General features: G+C 74.7%; 18 protein-coding genes. 5 read left to right on the top strand and 13 right to left on the bottom strand.

The genetic code is table 11. The features are described 5' to 3' along the window. Positions 1-93: 93 nt before the first annotated feature. From GA0070558_RS28995 to GA0070558_RS28970, 6 genes are all read right to left on the bottom strand, one after another. The gene (locus GA0070558_RS28995; RefSeq protein WP_007074725.1) at positions 94-351 is read right to left on the bottom strand and encodes a WhiB family transcriptional regulator; all 258 of its coding nucleotides are present in this window, start codon (positions 349-351) and stop codon (positions 94-96) included. Between the two features lie 474 nt (positions 352-825). Next, positions 826-1,176, bottom strand: coding sequence for a phospholipase (locus tag GA0070558_RS28990; protein WP_091285616.1), 351 nt, complete (start codon positions 1,174-1,176; stop codon positions 826-828). 18 nt (positions 1,177-1,194) lie between these two features. Continuing rightward, positions 1,195-2,589, bottom strand: a complete 1,395-nt coding sequence (locus GA0070558_RS28985) for a DUF4331 domain-containing protein (protein ID WP_091285612.1) — start codon at positions 2,587-2,589, stop codon at positions 1,195-1,197. 94 nt (positions 2,590-2,683) lie between these two features. Beyond that, a complete protein-coding gene (locus GA0070558_RS28980) occupies positions 2,684-2,959 on the bottom strand; it encodes a hypothetical protein (RefSeq protein WP_043961986.1) in 276 nt (91 codons plus the stop codon). A 155-nt stretch (positions 2,960-3,114) separates the two neighbouring features. Further along, positions 3,115-5,679 (bottom strand): bifunctional FO biosynthesis protein CofGH, encoded by a 2,565-nt coding sequence (locus tag GA0070558_RS28975; protein ID WP_091285608.1) that lies wholly within the window; start codon positions 5,677-5,679, stop codon positions 3,115-3,117. 434 nt (positions 5,680-6,113) lie between these two features. Then, positions 6,114-7,103, bottom strand: coding sequence for a hypothetical protein (locus GA0070558_RS28970; protein ID WP_091285604.1), 990 nt, complete (start codon positions 7,101-7,103; stop codon positions 6,114-6,116). Positions 7,104-7,202: 99 nt separating this feature from the next. Between GA0070558_RS28970 and cofD the strand changes: the two genes are divergently transcribed. Both cofD and GA0070558_RS28960 read left to right on the top strand, forming a co-directional pair. Next, positions 7,203-8,156 (top strand): 2-phospho-L-lactate transferase, encoded by a 954-nt coding sequence (gene cofD, locus GA0070558_RS28965; protein WP_091285600.1) that lies wholly within the window; start codon positions 7,203-7,205, stop codon positions 8,154-8,156. Then, the gene (locus tag GA0070558_RS28960) at positions 8,153-9,241 is read left to right on the top strand and encodes a coenzyme F420-0:L-glutamate ligase (RefSeq protein ID WP_091285596.1); all 1,089 of its coding nucleotides are present in this window, start codon (positions 8,153-8,155) and stop codon (positions 9,239-9,241) included. The genes cofD and GA0070558_RS28960 overlap by 4 nt, the downstream gene beginning before the upstream one ends. A gap of 43 nt (positions 9,242-9,284) precedes the next feature. Here the strand turns inward: GA0070558_RS28960 and GA0070558_RS28955 are convergent, their stop codons facing one another. Both GA0070558_RS28955 and GA0070558_RS28950 read right to left on the bottom strand, forming a co-directional pair. Then, positions 9,285-10,289 carry a winged helix-turn-helix domain-containing protein gene (locus GA0070558_RS28955; RefSeq protein ID WP_091285592.1) on the bottom strand — a complete coding sequence of 335 codons (1,005 nt, stop codon included), beginning with the start codon at positions 10,287-10,289 and terminating at the stop codon, positions 9,285-9,287. 306 nt (positions 10,290-10,595) lie between these two features. Further along, positions 10,596-11,630, bottom strand: a complete 1,035-nt coding sequence (locus tag GA0070558_RS28950) for a hypothetical protein (RefSeq protein ID WP_091285676.1) — start codon at positions 11,628-11,630, stop codon at positions 10,596-10,598. Positions 11,631-11,672: 42 nt separating this feature from the next. On the opposite strand from GA0070558_RS28950, the gene GA0070558_RS28945 reads away from it, so the two are divergent. Next, the gene (locus GA0070558_RS28945) at positions 11,673-12,278 is read left to right on the top strand and encodes an NUDIX hydrolase (protein ID WP_091285672.1); all 606 of its coding nucleotides are present in this window, start codon (positions 11,673-11,675) and stop codon (positions 12,276-12,278) included. Positions 12,279-12,376: 98 nt separating this feature from the next. Here the strand turns inward: GA0070558_RS28945 and GA0070558_RS28940 are convergent, their stop codons facing one another. Together GA0070558_RS28940 and GA0070558_RS28935 are read right to left on the bottom strand one after the other, a co-directional pair. Further along, on the bottom strand, positions 12,377-13,468 hold the full coding sequence (locus tag GA0070558_RS28940) for a mannose-1-phosphate guanylyltransferase (protein ID WP_043963986.1): 1,092 nt from the start codon (positions 13,466-13,468) through the stop codon (positions 12,377-12,379). A 54-nt stretch (positions 13,469-13,522) separates the two neighbouring features. Next, a complete protein-coding gene (locus tag GA0070558_RS28935) occupies positions 13,523-14,668 on the bottom strand; it encodes a glycosyltransferase family 4 protein (RefSeq protein WP_091285589.1) in 1,146 nt (381 codons plus the stop codon). 152 nt (positions 14,669-14,820) lie between these two features. On the opposite strand from GA0070558_RS28935, the gene GA0070558_RS28930 reads away from it, so the two are divergent. Continuing rightward, positions 14,821-15,510, top strand: coding sequence for a TIGR03089 family protein (locus GA0070558_RS28930; RefSeq protein WP_091285584.1), 690 nt, complete (start codon positions 14,821-14,823; stop codon positions 15,508-15,510). Between the two features lie 9 nt (positions 15,511-15,519). Here GA0070558_RS28930 and GA0070558_RS28925 read toward each other — a convergent pair whose 3' ends face one another. Both GA0070558_RS28925 and GA0070558_RS28920 read right to left on the bottom strand, forming a co-directional pair. After that, a complete protein-coding gene (locus GA0070558_RS28925; protein WP_077936232.1) occupies positions 15,520-17,508 on the bottom strand; it encodes an acetoacetate--CoA ligase in 1,989 nt (662 codons plus the stop codon). A gap of 237 nt (positions 17,509-17,745) precedes the next feature. Next, the gene (locus GA0070558_RS28920) at positions 17,746-18,282 is read right to left on the bottom strand and encodes an acyl-CoA thioesterase (RefSeq protein ID WP_091285580.1); all 537 of its coding nucleotides are present in this window, start codon (positions 18,280-18,282) and stop codon (positions 17,746-17,748) included. Between the two features lie 23 nt (positions 18,283-18,305). On the opposite strand from GA0070558_RS28920, the gene GA0070558_RS28915 reads away from it, so the two are divergent. After that, entirely contained in the window at positions 18,306-18,962 is a 657-nt protein-coding gene (locus GA0070558_RS28915; RefSeq protein ID WP_077936231.1) for a hypothetical protein, read from the top strand. Positions 18,963-19,163: 201 nt separating this feature from the next. On the opposite strand, the gene GA0070558_RS28910 is transcribed toward GA0070558_RS28915, so the two are convergent. Continuing rightward, on the bottom strand, positions 19,164-19,600 hold a 437-nt coding region (locus tag GA0070558_RS28910; protein WP_256092181.1), incomplete at its 5' end, for an acyl-CoA dehydrogenase family protein.

Genomic DNA, 19,600 nt, shown 5'->3' with positions numbered 1-19,600 from the left:
CTCCGCAGCCCCGCTGCGCCCCGGCGCGCGCCCCCCGACGCGCGCTCCGGACGCCCGGGCCGGGCGGCCCCCACCGCCCCGGCCCGGCAACGCTCAGGCGGCCCGCCGCTTGAGCTTGCGCCGCTCCCGTTCCGAGAGCCCACCCCAGATCCCGAACCGCTCGTCGTGGCCGAGAGCGTATTCCAGGCATTCGGTCTTGACCTCGCACCGCGAGCAGATCCGCTTCGCCTCGCGGGTCGAGCCGCCCTTCTCGGGGAAGAACGCCTCCGGGTCGGTCTGGGAGCAGAGTGCCTGCTCCTGCCACTCCGGCGCGTTCCCGAGCAGGTCGGCCACCTCAAGCTGGCCGTCCATCTAAAGATGCCTCCTTGTCGCGCACCGGCGTCGTCGCCGCTGCAACCCCCCACGCGAAAGGCGTGCGTGTCCGTCCGGTCCCCATTTGTTGCGTTCCGTGCGAACAACCCCATTCAAATTACACGCGTGTAATGCGTGCGCCGTCAAGCCGAACTTGATAATGGAGTCGCCCTCCCGACACGCCGTGGACGGCCCTTGCGGCCGTCCGGCCTCGCAACCTGCCCTATCGATTCAGACCCCGGACGAGTAACGCCCTCCCCGGCGAGTTGCCCGAGTTTTCTTGCCGCGGCGGCCCGCCGGCCGGCTCGACGAAGCCGCCGGCGCGGCCCCGGGGGGCGGGGCTACGACGCGATGCTGATCTTGGTGGGGCACAGGTTAACGCGACTTGGCCGAGACTGCCCATCGCGCCCGCAACGCCGACAGCGCCCCGTCCACATGGTGGACGGGGCGCAGCGGTCGGAACTGAGCGGTGGGTCAGATCGCCACCGAAGGCGCGCTGGTGGGCCAGGTGAACTCCGCGATCGCTCCCCCGGTCACGGCGACCGTCCCGGCGGGTGTGTCCTCATCCCACCAGACGGTATAGAGCCCTGCGGCAAGATCCGGATAGACGGCACTGTGGAAGGTGCCGTCCTGCACGATGCGCTCACGCACCGCGACGTGGGTGCGCGGCGCGTCCGCCCCGTCGACCCGACTGATCTCGATCTCCCGGCCGTGCAGTGCCCGGCCCGTGTAGATGATCAGGGCACCCGTGTCGCCACCCAGATCGAGGACGACGGTGCCGGTCTCCGTCGGCCCGTACGCGTGGTGATGGTGGTGGGAGTGCATCGGTTCGCTCCGTCCGGGTCAGGACGACGCCGGCGGGTTGTTGAACCCGTCGTAAGGCGTGCCGAGGAAGGGGAAGTTGCGCAGGAACGGGGCCGTCACGTCGGCGGCGCTCAGGCCCGGGGTGACCGCACCGGCCGCCGCGTCCGGGGTGAACCCCTTGTCGACCAGCGGCACGGTGACCCCGGCGATGGCCCGCAGCGCGATGCTGACCACGTCGTCGGCGACCCGCCGCCCGTTCGGGAAGCCCGCCAGGTCGCCGCCGAGCACCCCGAACCGGTCCGGCTTGGCGCTCGGCCTGATCGCCGTGTTCAGCCGCAGCATGTCGGCCTGGACGTCGCCGGTGTTGTTGGAGAAGCCCTGGATCAGCCCGGCCGGGATGCCGGTGAGCAGAATCGCCAGCAGGTCCGCGCGCGGCTTCTTCGTCTTGTTCAGCGCGTCCAGCTTGGGGAACACGCCCGGGTAGAGCACCGGGAGCAGGGCGGCCAGCTCCGGCTGCTCGACGAACTTCGCGAACCGCTTGTCCTCCGTGGGCGGCAGCGTGTTCCACTCGTCCTTCTTGGACATCGGCACGATGACCTCGTTGAACAACGGGTTGCCGAGCCGTGACACCTGCACGAACGGGCCGGTCGCGGTGTCCTTCGCCGAACCGTTGCCGAGGATCCGCGCCTGCTGCCGCGACGCCGACGTCCACACGCCGATGACCGAGGCGCGGTCGTGCGTGCCGTACCGGTTGGCCTTGCGGCGCAGCCGGTTCAGCGGCACCTGCACGGCGAGGGTGTGCACGTTCATCCGGTCGGTGGCGTTGACCGGCTCGCCCTCGGCCTTGAACAGCTTCTTGCCGGCCACGTGCAGCTGCTGGAACGGCCGCAGGGTGCCCAGGTCGAAGATCGCCCCCAGGTCGACGAAGAACCCGTCGGCGCGCTGCCCGGCGAAGACCTTCTCCCCCGTCGACAGGCTGAACGTGGCCTGCCGGGCCAGGGCGGCGTAGTTCGGGGTGGAGAGCGGGCCGACGTTGCACGGCGGACAGGCCAGCTTGTTGGCCAGCCGGTGCTCCTTGCCGTCGGCGATGCGGGTCAGCGAGTAGAACTGCTTGCGGTTCCAGTTCTTGCTGTCCAGCGACTCGATCGGGCCGGTGTTGTAGAGAAAGCTGTTCGGGTTCGTGATCTCGGTGGTGAATTCGAACCGGTAGGTGACGTCCGGCTTGCCGTCGCCGTCGTTGTCGATATGGATCTCGTACCGCACGTCGTCGCCGAACTCGAAGAAGTTCGGGCCGCCGGAGGGGAGCTGCAACGGCACGTAGTTGGCGATCAGCGTGACCGAGTCGGGGCGGTCGGGGCTGACGAACGCGTACAGGTCGGAGCTGTCGGCGACCGGATCTTTCGCGATCTCCGGGGCCTCGCGGTGGGAAGACATGGCGGACCAACCTCACTGGGCAGCAAGCGATCAGGGGAAGAGTGGAGAGGGCCGGCGCCGAAAACCGCGCCGGAGAGACGGGACCGGGCCGGCGTCAGCGCTTGCCGGCGGCGCGCCGCAGCCGGTCCGCCAGGCCGCGGTCGCGTACCTCGATCCGGGACGTGCCGACGAAGACGTCCATGGCGTCGCCGCCCCGCAGGTGCACGACGATGGGCTCGTCCTTCTTCCCGCCAGACGACGGGGAGTTCTGCGCCGCGGACAACCCGGGCACGGTGAGCGCGGCGGCCCCGAGGGTGGCGCTCGCCGCGGCGGTCAACGTCTGCCGGCGGGTCAGTCGCGGCCAACGCCGCTTCCGCTGATCACTGGACATGGGCAACCTTTCCGGCGCGCGGCGCGTCCGCGCCCGCGGTGACGAAAGGCGGGGCCGGCCGACCGCCGGGCCCGCAGGGGGCCGCCGACCGCGGCTCTGGCCTCAGCCGCCGCCGGCAAGCAGTGGTACGGCCCGCACGCCGGAAAGGTTCGACGCTACGGCTGAAGGTGACCGTACGCGGTCTTCCGCTTGCGCGCCGGTCGTCCGGCCAGCGCCGCGATGGCCCGCAACTGCTCCTCGGTGCGCGCCGAGCCGTTGCCCGAGCCGGCCATCCGGGAGATCGTCTCCTCCATCAGGGTGCCGCCCAGGTCGTTGCAGCCGCCGTTGAGCATCGCCGCCGTCCCGGCGTCGCCGAGCTTCACCCAGGAGCACTGGATGTTGTCGATCCGGCCGTGCAGCAGCAGCCGGGCCATCGCGTGCACCGCCCGGTTCTCCCGCCACGTGGGGCCGGGCCGGGCGATGCCGGCGAGGTAGATCGGGGCGTTGGTGTGCACGAACGGCAGCGCCACGAACTCGGTGAACCCGCCGGTGCGGTCCTGCACCCCGGCCAGCACCCGGAAGTGGGCCAGCCACTGCCCGGGGTGGTCGACGTGGCCGTACATCATGGTGGAGCTGGACCGGATGCCCAGCTCGTGGGCCGTCGAGACCACCTCGACCCAGGCGGCGGCCGGCAGCTTGCCCTTGGTGAGCACCCAGCGCACCTCGTCGTCGAGGATCTCGGCGGCGGTGCCCGGGATGGTGTCGAGGCCAGCCTCGCGCAGCCCGGTCAGCCACTCCTTCACCGGCACGCCGGCCTTCGCCGCCGCCGTGACGATCTCCATCGGGGAGAACGCGTGCACGTGCATCCCCGGCACCCGGGCCTTGATCGCCCGGATCAGGTCCGCGTACCCGGTGACCGGCAGCTTCGGGTCGATGCCGCCCTGGAGGCAGACCTCCGTCGCGCCGGCGGCCCACGCCTCCTCGGCCCGGTCGGCCACCTGGTCGACGGAGAGCCGGTACGCGTCGGCGTCGCGCTCCCGCTGGGCGAACGCGCAGAACCGGCAGCCGACGTAGCAGACGTTGCTGAAGTTGATGTTGCGGTTGACGACGTAGGTGACGTCGTCGCCGACGGTGTCGCGGCGCACGTCGTCGGCGATCCGGCACAGCGCGTCCAGCGCCGGCCCGTCGGCGGCGAACAGGGCGAGCGCCTTCGCCTCGTGGGCCGGCGTCAGCAGCGCCGCCGGGTCGTCGGCGGCCAGCCGCAGCCCGGCCCGCAGCTCGGCGTCCCCGGCGCCCTCCCCGGCCGTCGCTGCCGCTCCCGCCGCCGCTGCCGCTGCCGCCCCTGCTCCCGCCCGGCTCGCGTCGGCCTGCGCGGCCACCTCCGACCAGTCGCCGTAGACGTTGTCGAAGTCGCCGCGCCGGTCGCCGGTGCGGCCGGTGGTGTCGATGGTGGCGTGCAGGTCGGTCCGCCCGCCGCCGAACACCTCCTCCGGCTCCTGCCAGGGCCGGCCCTGCGGGCGGGCCGACTCGACGGCGAGGCCGGTCGCCGGGTCGGCCAGCGCGGACACGTGCGGCTGCAGGCGCGGGTCCAGCCACGGGTCGCCGGCCCGGACGTACTCGGGGTAGATCGTCAGCCGCTCGCGCAGCGTGAAGCCGGCCTCCGCCGTGCGCCGGGCCAGCTCGTCGAGCTGCGGCCAGGGGCGTTCCGGGTTGACGTGGTCGGGGGTCACCGGCGAGACGCCGCCCCAGTCGTCGATGCCGGCGCGCAGCAGCAGGGCGTACTCGCCGGCGATCAGGTTCGGCGGGGCCTGGATCCGGGCGCCGGGGCCGAGCAGCACCCGGGCCACCGCCACCGTGGCGGCGAGGTCGTGCAGCTCAGCGTCGGGCATGCCGCGCATCGCCGTGTCCGGCTTGGCGCGGAAGTTCTGCACGATCACCTCCTGGAGGTGGCCGTACGCGCGCTGGGCCCGGCGGATCGCGAAGAGCGCGTCGACCCGCTCGGCCGGGGTCTCGCCGATGCCGATCAGGATGCCCGTGGTGAACGGCACCCCGACCCGGCCGGCGTCGTCGAGCACCCGCAGCCGCACCGCCGGCTCCTTGTCGGGCGAGCCGAAGTGCGGGCCGCCCGGCTCCGACCACAGCCGCGTCGCGGTGGTCTCCAGCATCATGCCCATGCTCGGCGCGACGGGCTTGAGCCGCTGGAGCTCCGACCAGGAGAGCACCCCGGGGTTGAGGTGGGGCAGCAGGCCGGTCTCCTCCAGCACCGCCACCGCGCAGGCGCGCAGGTAGTCGAGGGTCGAGTCGTAGCCGCGCGCGTCCAGCCACTCCCGGGCGGCCGGCCAGCGCTCCTCGGGCCGGTCGCCGAGGGTGAACAGCGCCTCCTTGCAGCCCTGCGCCGCGCCCTGCCGGGCGATGGCGAGCACCTCGTCCCGGTCGAGGAAGGCGGCCGGCAGGCGGTGCGGGACGGTGGCGAAGGTGCAGTAGTGGCAGCGGTCCCGGCAGAGCCGGGTCAACGGGACGAAGACCTTCTTCGAGTACGTGACGACGCCGGGGCGGCCGGCGTCGCGCAGCCCGGCGTCGCGGATGTCACCGGCGACGCGGAGCAGCTCGTCGAGGGCGGCACCCCGGGCGGCGAGCAGGGCGGCGGCCTCGTCGACGTCCAGCGCGAGCCCGGAGGCGGCCCGGCGCAGGGCGCGCTCGATGCTGGCCGCGGTGGGGCGGGGCTCGGTGCGATCAACCATCCGCCCAGCCTATGCGCCCTGCCGGCGGCCCTGATCCGCTGGCCAGGCCACCTTTGACGCGGCGGCCTCGCCGGACACGGTCGGTGACGGGCGAGCGGCGACCCACGGCGGCTCCCCGGGCTGACTGTCCGTCACGTCTGGCCGACCCCGCCAGACGTCCCTCGCTCCCTTTGCTCTGCACCCATGGGCGCAACACCGGGGGCGGGCTGGGCAGATGCAAGGCCATGGATGGCGCGGGTTCGGCGATCCCGACACGGTGCGTAGTGCGTTGCGTATCCGGGTGCAGAGCAAAGGGGGGCGGACCGGGATGGTGCGCTCCGACCTCGGGAAGTGACGCTCTGCCACGCGGCGGTGACCAGCATGCCGAAAAGCGCGTCGGGTGGGCTCCCCCGGCGGCCGCGACCGGCCGGGGAGCCCACCCGACGGGCGGCGGTTCAGTCCTCGCGCGGGAAGCGCTGGGTGCGGTCGGCGTCGGAGTTCCGCTCGCCGCCGGACGCGCCCGGCTCGCCGGGCTGGCGCGGGATCGCCTGGGTCGGGTCGGCCGACGGCGGCTGCCCGAACGGGGGCGCGGCGGGCGCCATGGGCTGCGGCGGGGGGAACGGCGAGGCCGGCTGCGCGCCCGCCTGGGGCGGCGTGAACGGCGAGCCGGACTGCGGCGGGGCCAGGTACGGGGGCGCGGAAGCCGGCGGCGCGGAGGCGGGCGGTGCGGAGGCGGGCGGTGCGGAGGCCGGGAATCCACCCGGCTGACCGGCGGAGGGGTAACCAGCCTGCTGCCCGGCGACCGGGTAACCGGGCTGCTGCCCGGCGGACGGCCAGCCGCCCTGCTGCCCCGGGCCCCAGCCCTGCGGCCCGCCCTGACCCGGCTGCTGCGGCCAGCCCGGCTGCGGCTGGCCGTACATGCCGGGGGCCGGCTTCGGCTTCGGGGTGAAGTAGAGGGCGCGCCAGACCCGGAAGACCACGAACGCGCCGGACGCGAAGATCGCCAGCCAGGCGGCCCGGGTCAGCAGGCCGAGGAACGCGTCGAGGACCTCCGCCTTGGCCAGCCGGTCGACCGTCCAGATCAGCAGGGTGAGCGCGGCGAGAAGGGCGGCGACGGCGTACTCGACCAGCGCCACCTGGACGATCAGCTTCGCCCGCTGCGCCACGGGGGCGACGTGCGTGGCGAGCAGCACGGCCAGCACCGGCAGCACGGCCGCCTCCAGGCCGGCGAACGAGAAGAAGCCACTGCCCGCCCGGCTGTAAAAGGTGCTGTAGTCGGTCGGGGCGAGCAGCCGGATCAGGCCGACGAACAGCAGCACGGCGTTCGCGCCGAGCAGCGCGAGCGCGATCAGCTCGCGCAACGGGTCGGTGAGCCGACGGGCCGGGGTGGCGGGGTGGGACGCGGGCGCCGCGTCACCGGACGCGGGCTCGGCGGGGCTGGTCACGAACTCCCCCTCGGGGCGGTAACGGACAGTTGCCGACGTGAGCCTAGTCTCCCCGGGCACCGGCGACCCCGGCGCGGGGCGTGCGGGAGGATGGGCGGCATGCGCATCGTCGTACTGGCCGGCGGCATCGGGGGTGCCCGATTCCTGCTCGGCGTCCGGGCGTACGCCCGCGAGGTGGGCGCCGAGGTGACCGCCGTGGTCAACGTCGGCGACGACCTCTACCTGCACGGGCTCAAGGTCTGCCCCGACCTGGACAGCGTCATGTACACCCTCGGCGGCGGGGCCGACGCCGAGCGGGGCTGGGGCCGGGCCGACGAGACCTGGGCGGTGAAGTCGGAGCTGGCCGCGTACGGCGCGGAGCCGGCCTGGTTCGGGCTCGGCGACCGGGACGTCGCCACCCACCTGGTGCGCACCACCATGCTCACCGGCGGGTACCCCCTGTCGGCGGTCACCGAGGCGCTGGCGACGCGCTGGCAGCCCGGCGTACGCGTGCTGCCGGCGACCGACGACCGGCTGGAGACGCACGTGGTGGTGAGCGACCCCGACGGCGGCGGCCAGCGGGCGATCCACTTCCAGGAGTGGTGGATCCGGCACCGCGCCGGCATCCCCACCCACCGGTTCGTCTTCGTCGGCGCGGAGGCGGCGAAGCCCGCGCCCGGCGTGCTCGACGCGATCGCCGCCGCCGACGTGGTGCTGGTCGCGCCGAGCAACCCGGTGGTGAGCGTCGCGCCGGTGCTGGCCGTGCCGGGGCTGCGCGAGGCGCTCGCCGACGGGTCGGCCCCGGTGATCGGGGTGTCCCCGATCATCGGCGGCGCGGCGGTGCGCGGGATGGCCGACCGCTGCCTGGCCGTCCTCGGCGTCGAGTGCAGCGCCGCCGGGGTGGGCGGCCTGTACGGTGCCCGGTCCTCCGGCGGGCTGCTGGACGGCTGGCTGGTCGCCCCCGAGGACGCCGACGCGATGGTGCCGGGCGTGCCGGTCCGGGCGGTCCCGCTGCTGATGACCGACGAGGCGGCGACGGCGGCGATGGTGCGGGCGGCGGTGGAGCCGGCGTGAGGCTGGAGATCCTGCCGGTGCTGGGCATCGGCGACGTGACCGAGGGTGACGACCTGGCGGTGTTGATCGCCACTGCCGCGCCGTGGCTGCGCGACGGCGACGTGCTCGTGGTGACCAGCAAGATCGTCTCCAAGGCGGAGGGGCGGCTGGTGGACGTGCCGGCCGACGGGCCGGAGCGGCTGGCCGCCCGCGACGAGGTGCTGGCCGCCGAGACGGCCCGGGTCGTGGCCGCCCGGGGCGCGACCCGGATCGTGCAGACCCACCACGGCTTCGTGATGGCGTCGGCCGGCATCGACGCCTCGAACGTCGACAAGACCCGGCTGGTGCTGCTCCCGCAGGACCCGGACGCCTCGGCGCGGGCCCTGCGGGCGGCGCTGCGCGAGCGCTACGACCTGGACGTCGCGGTGATCGTCACCGACACGATGGGCCGGCCCTGGCGCAACGGCCTCACCGACGTGGCGCTCGGGGTGGCCGGGATGCCGGCGATCCGCGACCACCGGGGCGAGGTCGACCCGTACGGCAACGAGCTTCAGCTCACCCAGATGGCGGTGGTGGACGAGCTGGCCGGCGCCGGCGAGCTGATCAAGGGCAAGTGCGACCAGGTCCCGGTGGCCGTGGTCCGCGGGTACCTCACCGCGACCGCGCCCGACGACGGCGTCGGCGCGCGGGCGCTGGTCCGCGACGCGGAGTTGGACCTGTTCTCGCTCGGCACGGCGGAGGCACGCGCCGCCGGGCTGGCCGCCGCCGCGACCCTGCCCGACGGCCCCGGCGAGGCCCCCGCCGACCCGGCGGCGGTGGCGCGGGCCATCGCCGCGGTGGCCGGCATGGTCGCCCCCGGCACGGTCTTCACCCCCGTCGCCGACGACGAGGTACGCGCCGCGCTGGTCGCCACCGTGCCCGGCTGGCCGCAGCGGGCCACCGCCCTGGTGCTCGGGCAGCCGCCGACGCCGGTCGACCCGGCCGGCCTGGTGCGACTCGGCGCGGACCTGCAACGCCTGCGCACCGCCCTGGCCGCCGAGGGCGTCCCGTCGACCCTGCTGCCGCCCCCGCCGGGCAGCACGGCCGCCGCCTGCCTGGCGCTCTGAGGCCGCCCGCCCGGCGCTCCGGCCACGGGTCGCCCGGGCGGGGTCACGCGTCGAGGATGGCGCGGCCCAGCGGGGTGAGGGTGTGCAGGACGGTGTTGCGGTCACGGTGGCTGACCAGCAGGCCGGCGTTGCGCAGCACGGTGGCGTGCTGGCTCGCCGCCGCCGGCGAGATGCGCAGCCGGCGGGCCACCTCGCCGGTGGTGCAGCCGGCGTCGGTGGCCTCCAGCACCGCCGCCCTGGTGCGGCCGAGCAGCGCGGCGAGCGCCTCCCGCCCCGTGCCGGCCCGGGCCGACGCGCCGCCGCCGGTCCCCGCCGTGACGAGCCCGCCCAGCCGGTCCACCGGGTAGACGAGCACCGGCGGCAGGTCCGGGTCGGCCAGCGCCACGGGGGTGCCGGCGCAGAAGAACGACGGCACCAGCAGCAGGCCCCGGCCGTCCAGGTGCAACTCCCGGCTCTCCGGGTAGCCGTGGATCTCCAGCACCCCCGAGTCCCAGCGGGCGAGCGGGCGGAAGCTGTCGAGCAGCCCTTCGACGCCGCCGTCGAGCAGGGCCCGGGCGCGCCGCATCCGGTCCGAGTCGATCGCGGCCTGGATGTGCGCCCAGTACGGGCTCAGCGCCAGCTCGCGGTACCGCTCCATCGAGTCGGTCAGGTGGCGCAGCATTTCGGGCTCGCCCCGGGCCAGCGCCCCCGCCGAGGCGGGCAGCGGGTGTTCCCCGGCCATCCGGGTCATGTCCCGGTGCAGCAGCCGCACGGGCGTGCTGCGGATGGCCTCCAGCCCTTCCGCCAGCCCCTGGAGCCCCTCGTGCGGGGTGAGGAAGTCGGGGAAGTAGCCGCGCCCCGGGTTCAGCGCGAACAGCAGCCGCATCGGCTCCGCGCCGACCAGCCGCCGCAGCTCCCGGGAGACGCCCCGACGCCAGCCGGAGGTCAGCGGGTCCGGGCTGCGGACCTGGAGCACGTGCACGCTGAGGATCAGCTCCCAGAGCGGGTCCGCGCCCGGGGCCACCCGGGTCCGGAGGATGTCGTCGGGCGAGAAATAGATCTTCAGCATTGGATCGCTCCCGTGCGGCGGGCAGAGGGGGGAGACACTGCCGACCGTTCGCACTGTACCCGGGCGGCAGTTATCTCCACTTTTAAGCGTGGGATGAAAAACCTCGACGTCCCCGGTCGACCTTCGGCATGCTCTGGGTTGTCCCGTACGGGCCGTCCGTCACCGACGCCGGCCCGGCCACCGGGGCCGGGGAGGATCCGGCGGACGGGCGGCACCACGAGGGTCTGCGGCCCTTGCTCCGCAGAGGTGTCCCCGTCCGCCAACCCGGCCGGGCCGAGGCTCGCCCGCCCGGTTCCGCGCGCCCGGTCAGCCGATCCAGAGCGCGACCCGGTGGTCCTCGTCCGTGACATACCAGCAGCGGCCGTCGGCCTCGGCCAGCCCCTCCACGTGGTGGAACGGCGCCAGGTCCGCCACCAGTTCGCCCGGCACGAGATGCCCGGCCGCCTTCTCCAGCCGGAACCGGACGTGCCGCGAGGTGACGTCGCCGCCGTGCGGGTGGTCGTCGAGCAGCACCGAGCCCTTGCCCAGCGCGTCGATCGAGCCGACGATCGCCGCGTAGCCGCCGTCGGACAGCGGCACGAGCGCGCGGAAGCCGGTGAGCGCGCCCGGCGGGGTCACGCCGGTCAGGGCGTACGCGCCGAGGGCCCGCGGCCAGTCCCCGCCGTCGAACATCTCCGGCACCCCGGCCACCTCGACCAGGATCGGCTCCCCGTCGGTGGTCACCGGGAAGCGCAGGCCGAGCAGCACCGTCCCGTGCGGGGTGAACGCCGCCGCCTCGACGTTGAGCGGCAGGTCGCCCTCGGCGAGCCGGCTCACCCAGCCCTTCGCCCGGGCGGTGCCCCGGGCCACCGTCTCGGCGATGAACCGTTCCCGCACCCGTTGCCCCGGCGGCAGCGTGGTCAGCTCGGCGGCGGCCAGCGCGTCGTTGACCGCCCGGTGCAGCCGGAACCGGTTGCGCACCACCCGCACCGGCAGCCGGCCGCCGACGGCGTCGTCCTCGCGGAACCGGGCCACGAACGCGCGGCGGGGGCGCAGCGGGCCGGCCTTCGAGCCGAAGTGGGAGCCGAAGACGTACACCCAGCCGTCGTGGTGGGCCAGCGCCTCGCCGTCCTCGGTGCGGCCGTTCTCGGTGCCGGCGTCGGCGTCGACGTGGTGGGCGGACCACTCGCCGTCGTCGTGTTCGAGCAGCAGGGCGAGACACTGCTCGACCGGGCCCTCGTCGAGGACGGTCCAGAAGCCGCGCCGGGCGCGGTGGGCGGCGAGCACGGCCGGCGAGCGCACCGGCAGCAGATCGCTGGCCTCGTTGCCGGCGACGACGAACTCGACAAGTCGCAAGGTCACCCGCATAGGGTGGCACCCGTGCCAGATGCAAGGAAGGGCCCCCTGTTAACGCATTCTGTCGAGCAGGGGCCCCCGCTTAACAGCCATGTCCCCAGCTACGCGGCGCTGCACGGCGACGCGACGCGCGTACTCGAAGGGTGGACGCCGACCGGGACGGCGGCCGGCGCGGCCCGCGACCGCACCCTGGAGTTGCTGGCCGCCGGGCCGGCGGCCCTGTCCCGGGAGCACCGGGCGGGCCACGTCACCGCCAGCGCGCTGGTCCTCGACCCGACCGGCGGGCGGGTGCTGCTCTGCCTGCACGGCAAGTTCCGCAAGTGGGTGCAGCTCGGCGGGCACTGCGATCCCGGCGACCGGACCCTGGCCGGCGCGGCGCTGCGCGAGGCGGGCGAGGAGTCGGGCATCGCCGGCCTGGTCGTCGACCCGGTCCCGATCGACGTGGACGTCCATTCGGTCGCCTGCCAGGGCGGGTCGCTGCACTACGACGTCCGGTTCGCGGTCTTCGCGCCGGCGGGCGCGACGGAGCAGGTCAGCGACGAGTCCGAAGCGCTCGGCTGGTTCCCGCCGGACCGGCTGCCGGAGCCGCTGGCCGGCGGGACCGCCCAGCCCGTCGCCCCGGCCCTGGCCGCCCTGCGCCGCCGCCGCGGCTGACCCGGCCCACGCCGCGCCGGCAGCGGACCGCCGGGCCACGCAACCGGCCGGACAGCGGGCGGCCGGGCCGACTGGGCAGCCGCCCGCCCGGCGCGGGGTCAGACCAGGTTCTCCTCGCCCCGGTCCTTCAGCTCGTCGACCAGGGCCTTCACGTCCTGGGCGCGGTCGCGGGGGCAGACCAGCACGGCGTCGGGGGTGTCGACGACGATCAGGTCGTGCACGCCGAGGGCGGCCACCAGCCGGCCGGAGTGCGGCACCACGACCAGCCCGCTGGCGTCGCGCAGCAGCACGCCCGGCTTGGCGTCGGTGCCGAGGACCACGTTGCCGGCCGCGTCGGCGGGCAGGACGTCGCCGAGGGTGTGGAAGTCGCCGACGTCGTTCCAGCCGAAGTCGCCGGGGACGGTGGCCACCCGCCCGGCGGTCGCCGCGCCCTCCATCACCGCGTAGTCGACGGAGATCTTCGGCAGGGTCGGCCAGACCGTGCCGAGGACGTCGTCCTGCTCGGGCGTGCCCCACGCGGCGGCGATCGCGGTGATCCCGGCGTGCAGCGCCGGCTGCTGACGGGCCAGCTCCGCCAGGAACACGTCGACCCGCCAGACGAACATGCTGGCGTTCCACAGGTGGTGCCCGGAGCGGAGGTACGCCTCGGCGACCTCGGCGGCCGGCTTCTCCTTGAACTCCAGCACCGGCCGCAGTGGACCGTCGGCGGTCGGGTCGCCGGTGTGCAGGTAGCCGTACCCGGTCTCGGCGCGCGTCGGGGTGATGCCCACCGTCATCAGCAGCCCCTGCTCCGCGCCGGTCACCGCCTCGGCGACCGTGGCCCGCCAGACGTCGGCGTCGCGGATCAGGTGGTCTGCGGCGAAGGAGCCCATCACCGCGCCCGGCTCGCGCTGCGCGATCACCGCCGCGGCGAGGGCGATGGCCGCGCAGGAGTCGCGGGGCGAGGGCTCGACGAGGATGTTCTCCTCGGGCAGGCCGGCCAGTTGCCGCGCCACCGCCGCGACGTGCGCGGCTCCGGTGACCACCAGGGTGCGCTCCGGCGTGGTCAGCGGCGCCAGCCGGTCCACCGTGGCCTGGAGCAGGGACGCGGGGGTGCCGGTGAGCGGGTGGAGGAACTTGGGATGGCCCGCACGGGACAACGGCCACAACCTTGTGCCGCTGCCGCCCGCCGGGATGACGGCGTAGAGCATCAGCACATCATGCCCGAACCCGCACGCTACGGGCGCATCGTCACGCGCGCGGCGTCAGGCGCGGGCCCGCGTCCACGCCGCGATGTGCACCTCGGCGCTGGACTCCCAGGTGAACTCCTTCGCCCGGTCGAAGCCGGCCTTGGCCAGCGACAGCCGGCGCTGCTCGTCGTCGAGCAGGGCGGCCAGGTCGGTGGCGATCTGCTCCGGGGCCTCGCTCGTGTACGCCACCGCGTCGCCGCCGACCTCCGGCAGCGACAGCCGCGGCGTGGTCAGCACCGGGGCGGCGCAGGCCATCGCCTCCAGGATCGGCAGGCCGAACCCCTCACCGTACGACGGGTAGGCGGCGACCAGCGCGCCGCCGAGGAAGCCGGGCAGGTCGGCGTAGCGCAGGTAGCCCGGGCGCAGCAGGCGCAGGTGCGACGGCACCTCGGCGACGGCCCGGTCGATGTCGTCGTCGTGCCCCTGACCGCCGGCGACCACCAGGGCGGGCGGGTCCTGCCGGTCGGCGACCGCGCGCGCCCAGCCCCGGATCAGGTTCGGGACGTTCTTGCGCGGCTCCTTCGCGCCGAGGAACGCGACGTAGCTGCTGTCGCCGAGCCCCAGCCGGGCCCGGACCCGGGCCTTCTCCTCCTCGCCGGGCGCGTGGAAGGCGGCGTGGTCGACCCCGTGGTACGCCACGTCGATGCGGGTCGGGTCGGCGTCGAGCAGCCGGATCAGCTCGTCGCGGGTGGCCTTGCTGGGCACGATCACCCGGGCGGCCCGGCGCAGCGACGTCTTGATCGCGCTGCGGAAGAACGTGCGGCGGGACTTGTCGTAGTGCTCCGGCTCGGTGAAGAAGGTCGCGTCGTGCACGGTCACCGTGACCGGACAACCCGCCCGCAACGGGCAGGTGTAGAAGGGCGAGTGCAGCACCTGCGCGCCGACCTGCTGGGCCAGCAGCGGCAGGCCGGTCTGCTCCCAGGCGAGCCGGGCCGGGCGGTGGGCCACGGCGGCGGGGGCGGCGACGATCTCCGCGCCGGGCAGCATCCGGGAGTAGCGCTCCAGGTCGGTGCGCAGGCCGACCACGGCCAGGTCGACCCCTTGGCCGCACACCTTCCCGAGGGCGCCGAGCAGGCCGTCGACGTATCGACCGACGCCGCCCCGGTCGGCGGGGACACTCGTGGCGTCGATGAGTACGCGGGGCGGACGACCGGCGGTCACGGGGCGACTCCTTGCGGTGGCGAAATCTGTGGGGAACAACACTCCGGGCAAGCCTACGCCGGAGCCCGGCCCGGTCGCTGACTGCGACCCGACCGTTCGCCGACTTGTCACTGTCGTGGGATACGGACTCCGGCGGCGTATCGTTCGCGCCGATGGCCGACAACATTGCCCGGGTGTTCGCCGCAGCGATCGCACCCGACCCCGCGCGACCCCTGCTGACCTGGTATGACGACGCCACCGGCGAGCGCACCGAACTGTCCGGCGCGACGCTGGCGAACTGGGTGGCCAAGACCGCCAACCTGTTGACCGACGAAGTGGCCGCCGGCCCGGGCGAGTCGGCCGGGGCGCTGCTCCCGCCGCACTGGCAGACCGCCGCCGTGCTGCTGGGCTGCTGGTCCGCCGGGCTGGTGGTGGCCGACGCGCCGGGTCCGGTGGAGGTGCTCTTCGCCGCCGCCGACCGGGTCGGCGAGGCCGACGCCTGGCCGGCCGCCGAGCGGTACGCGCTGGCGCTCGCCCCGTTCGCCCTGCCGCTGCGCGAGGTGCCCGCCGGCTTCGCCGACTACGTGGTCGCCGTGCGCGCGCACGGCGACCACTTCACCCCGTACGCCGCCGGTGGGCCGGCCGACGCGGAGCTGCTGGGCCGCGCGGCGGCCCGGGCGGCGGAGCTGGGGCTGACCCGGGGCGACCGGGTCCTGCTGGACGTGACCGCCCACCCGGACCCGGTCGACTGGCTGCTCGCCCCGCTGGTGGCCGGCGCGTCGACGGTGCTGTGCGCCAACGCGGACCCGGCCCGGCTGCCCGCCCGCGCCGAGACGGAACGGGTCACCCGCACCCTGGCCTGACGACGGTTGTCAGGAGCGGGCCGGTGCCTCCGGGGCGGGCCGGCGCTGGGCGAACGCGGCGAACGCCGTCAGCGACTCCGGGTTGGCCAGGGCGCCCTTGGCCGCCGCGTCGTCCACCGGCGTGCCGGTGAGGATCTTCTTCACGGGCACCTCCAGCTTCTTCGCGCTCAGGGTGCGCGGGACGGCCCGGACCTGGTGGATCTCGTCGGGGACGTGCCGGGGCGACAGGGCGGTGCGCAGCTCGCGGCAGATCTTCTTCCGCAGCGCGTCGTCGAGTTCGAGGCCGGCGGCGAGCACCACGAACAGCAGCAGCTCCCCCGCGCCGCCCTCGTCGTCCTCCAGGTGCACCACCACCGAGTCGACGACCTCGTCGAGGCCCTCGACGACGGAGTAGAACTCGGCGGTGCCGAGCCGCACGCCGCCCCGGTTGAGGGTGGCGTCGGACCGGCCGGTGATCACGCAGCCGCCCCGCTCGTTGATCGTGATCCAGTCGCCGTGCCGCCACACGCCCGGGTAGAGCTCGAAGTACGCCTCCCGGTAGCGGGACCCGTCGGTGTCGTTCCAGAACCCGACCGGCATGCTCGGCATCGGTGCGGTGATCACCAGCTCGCCCAGCTCGCCGAGGACCGGCGTGCCATCGGCCGAGCGCGCCTCCACCCGCGCGCCGAGCGCCCGGCAGGTGATCTCCCCGGCGTGCACGGGCAGCAGCGGCACCCCGCCGACGAAGCCGGTGCACACGTCCGTGCCGCCGGAGAGCGACTGGAGCTGGAGGTCGGTGCCGACCGTCTCGTAGACCCAGGTGAAGCCCTCGGCGGGCAGCGGCGCGCCGGTCGAGCCGACGCCGCGCAGCGCGGACAGGTCGGCGACCTCCCGCGGCACCAGGCCGGCCTTGCGGCAGGCCAGCAGGAACGGCGCGGAGGTGCCGAAGTAGGTGGTGCCGGTCTCGGCGGCCAGCCGCCACAGCCCGCCCAGGTCGGGGTGGCCCGGGTTGCCGTCGAACAGCACGATCGCCGCGCCGACCGCCGGCGCGGAGACCAGGAAGTTCCACATCATCCAGCCGGTGGTGGTGAACCAGAAGAACCGGTCGCCCGGGCCCAGGTCGTGGTGCAGGGCGAGCATCTTCAGGTGCTCCAGCAGGATCCCGCCGTGGCCGTGCACGATCGGCTTGGGCAGCCCGGTGGTGCCGGAGGAGTAGAGCACGTACAGCGGGTGGTCGAACGGCACGCCGGCGAAGGTCAGCGGCTCGTCGGTCGGCGCGGCCAGCTCCGCCCACGGCAGCGCGCCGTCGGGGGCCGGGCCGTCCGGGTCGAGGTACGCGACGGCGACGGTGTGCTCCAGCGACGGCAGGGCGGCCCGGATGGCGGCCACCTCGCCGCGCCGGTCGACGGGCTTGTCGCCGTACCGGTAGCCGTCGACGGCGACGAGGACCTTCGGCTCGATCTGCCGCCACCGGTCGGTGACGCTGCGGGTGCCGAACTCCGGCGCGCAGGACGAGAAGATCGCGCCGAGGCTGGCCGTGGCCAGCAGCAGCACGTACGTCTCGGGGATGTTCGGCGCGTACGCGGCGACCCGGTCGCCGGGGCCGACGCCGAGGCGACGCAGCCCGGCCGCCACCCGGCGGACCTGCTCGCGCAGCCCGGCGGCCGTCAGGGTCTGCGGCGCGCGGGTCTGCCCGTGCGCGATCACCACCGGGTCGTCGTCGCCGAGCCCCGGCATGCGCAGCACGTTCTCGGCGTAGTTGAGCGTGGCCCCGGGGAACCAGCGGGCGCCGGGCATCGCCGGGTCGGCCAGCGTGGCCGTCGGCTCGGTGTGCGCGACGACGCCGAAGTGGTCCCAGACGGACCGCCAGAACCCGTCGAGGTCGGTGACCGACCACTCCCACAGCGCGGCGTAGTCGGCGAACTCCAGCCCCCGGTGCTCCGCCAGCCAACGCAGGTAGGCACCGATCCGGGACCGCTCGCGCACGTCCGCCGGCGGTGTCCACAGCACGTCACCCACAGCTCCACCCTCCTCCAGACCCCGGACCGCCCCGTCACGTGGGCCGTGATGCCATCTTGCCCTATGTCGCAGGGACATTGTCCGCCCCGGTACCCACCGCCGGGGCGTGCCCGCCCCACACCCCCGGCGCCCGCGCTGTGTGGGGTGTAAGGAAGGGCCCCTTGTTAACGCATACGGTAGAGAAGGGCACCCTTCTCACAGCGGCCGCCAGGCCGGGTCGGGCCGGGAGGGGGACAGTCAGCCCTCGCGGTGGGCCTGGATGGCGCGGCGGCGGGCCAGGCGGTGGGCCCGGCGGATCTCCGCCTCCCGGTAGCGGCGCTCGTCCTCCGGGGTCTCCGGCAGCACCGGCCGGACCGTTCGGGACAGGCCGCCCACGTCCACCCCCACGAAGACCAGGTACGCCGTGGCGACCGGCACCGGCTCGTCCTCGGCCGAGTCCCAGCGCTCGGCGACCACCCGCACGCCCACCTCCATCGAGGTCTGCCCGGTCCAGTTCACCTGGGCGTGCGCGTGCACCAGGTCGCCCACCCGGACGGCCTCGGAGAACACGATCTCGTCGATCGCGGCCGTCACCGCCGTGCCGCCGCTGTGCCGGGCCGCCGCCGCGCCCGCCACGTCGTCGACGAACTTCATCAACACCCCTCCGTGCACGGTCCCGTACAGATTGACATCGACCGCGGTCATGATGCGACTGAGCGTGACGCGGGAGTACGACGTGGGTTTGCCCTGCGGGGACGCAGCGGGATGCGGCGCGGTGGAGAGGTGATCTGTCATGCCGGAAACGGTACGGTGCGCCAATGCGACATCTCTGGAGCTTCCTCGCCGGGCTGGTGGTGGCGCCCGTCACCTGGGTGCTGCTCGCGCTCGGGCAGGACGGGTCGACCCGCACGATCACCCGGTGGGTGGAGATCGGCACGTTCAACACGGCCAACCTGATCGAGCCGGGCGTCTACCTGGCCGTGGCCGGCGTCCTGCTCGGCCTGCTCGGCACCCTGCGTGTCTCGCCGCTCGGCCCGCTGGTCGCCGGGCTGCTGCTGATCGCCCCGTACGTCGGGATGTTCGTCGCGCCGTTCGAGGTGCGCGACCGCGTCCCCGAGGGCTGGAAGGCGCTGGGCGACCCGCTGCCGCTGTTCCTGCCCGTGCAGAACGGCACGCTCTTCCTGGTCGGCGCGCTGCTGCTGATGGCCACGTTCAGCCGGCAGCGGTGGCGGCGCTGGCCCCGGCCGGCGGCCGGTCCCGTGCCGGCGCAGCGGCCGGAGGACGCCGCCACCAACACGTTCACGCTCACCGACTGGCCGTCGGGCGGCAGCGCGGCGGAGCGGGACACCGCGCCGCTCACCCTGGGCTACCCGGACCAGCCGCCGCCGGAGCCGTTGCCCCGCCGCACGGCCGGGGAGTCCCCCTGGTCTGCCCCGCCGCGCCGCCCGGAGGACACCACCACCGAGCTGCGCTGACGAGACCGCCGTCGGGCACGGGGCGCGGACGGGGCCTCCCCCGCCACCGCACCCCGTGCCCGGCAACGTCGAACGAACCGGAGGCCGGCACCCCGTGCCCGGCAACGTCGGGCCGGCCCGGATGCCGGCGCCCCGGGCCCCGACGCCCGCGCCGCCGGCCCGAGGCCAGGGGCAGGCCCGAGCCGAGGGCAGAGCCGACGGTCAGCCGCGCAGCAGCTGGCGGGCCATCACGATGCGCTGGACCTGGTTGGTGCCCTCGTAGATCTGGGTGATCTTGGCGTCCCGCATCATCCGCTCGACCGGGTAGTCGCGGGTGTAGCCGTACCCACCGAGCAGTTGCACGGCGTCGGTGGTGATCTCCATGGCGGCGTCGGAGGCGAAGCACTTGGCCGCCGCGCCGAAGTAGGTCAGGTCGGCGTCGCCCCGCTCGGACCTGCCGGCGGCGGCGTACGTCAACTGGCGGGCCGCCTCCAGCTTCATGCCCATGTCGGCGAGCATGAACTGGACGCCCTGGAACTCGGCGACCGCCTTGCCGAACTGCTTGCGCTCCTGCACGTACCCCTTGGCGTAGTCGAGCGCGCCCTGCGCGATGCCGACGGCCTGCGCGGCGATGGTGACCCGGGTGTGGTCCAGGGTCT

Origin of the sequence: Micromonospora haikouensis (assembly GCF_900091595.1) — a bacterium.
Lineage (GTDB): Bacteria > Actinomycetota > Actinomycetes > Mycobacteriales > Micromonosporaceae > Micromonospora > Micromonospora haikouensis.
This window is presented reverse-complemented; position numbering and strand designations above follow the sequence as displayed.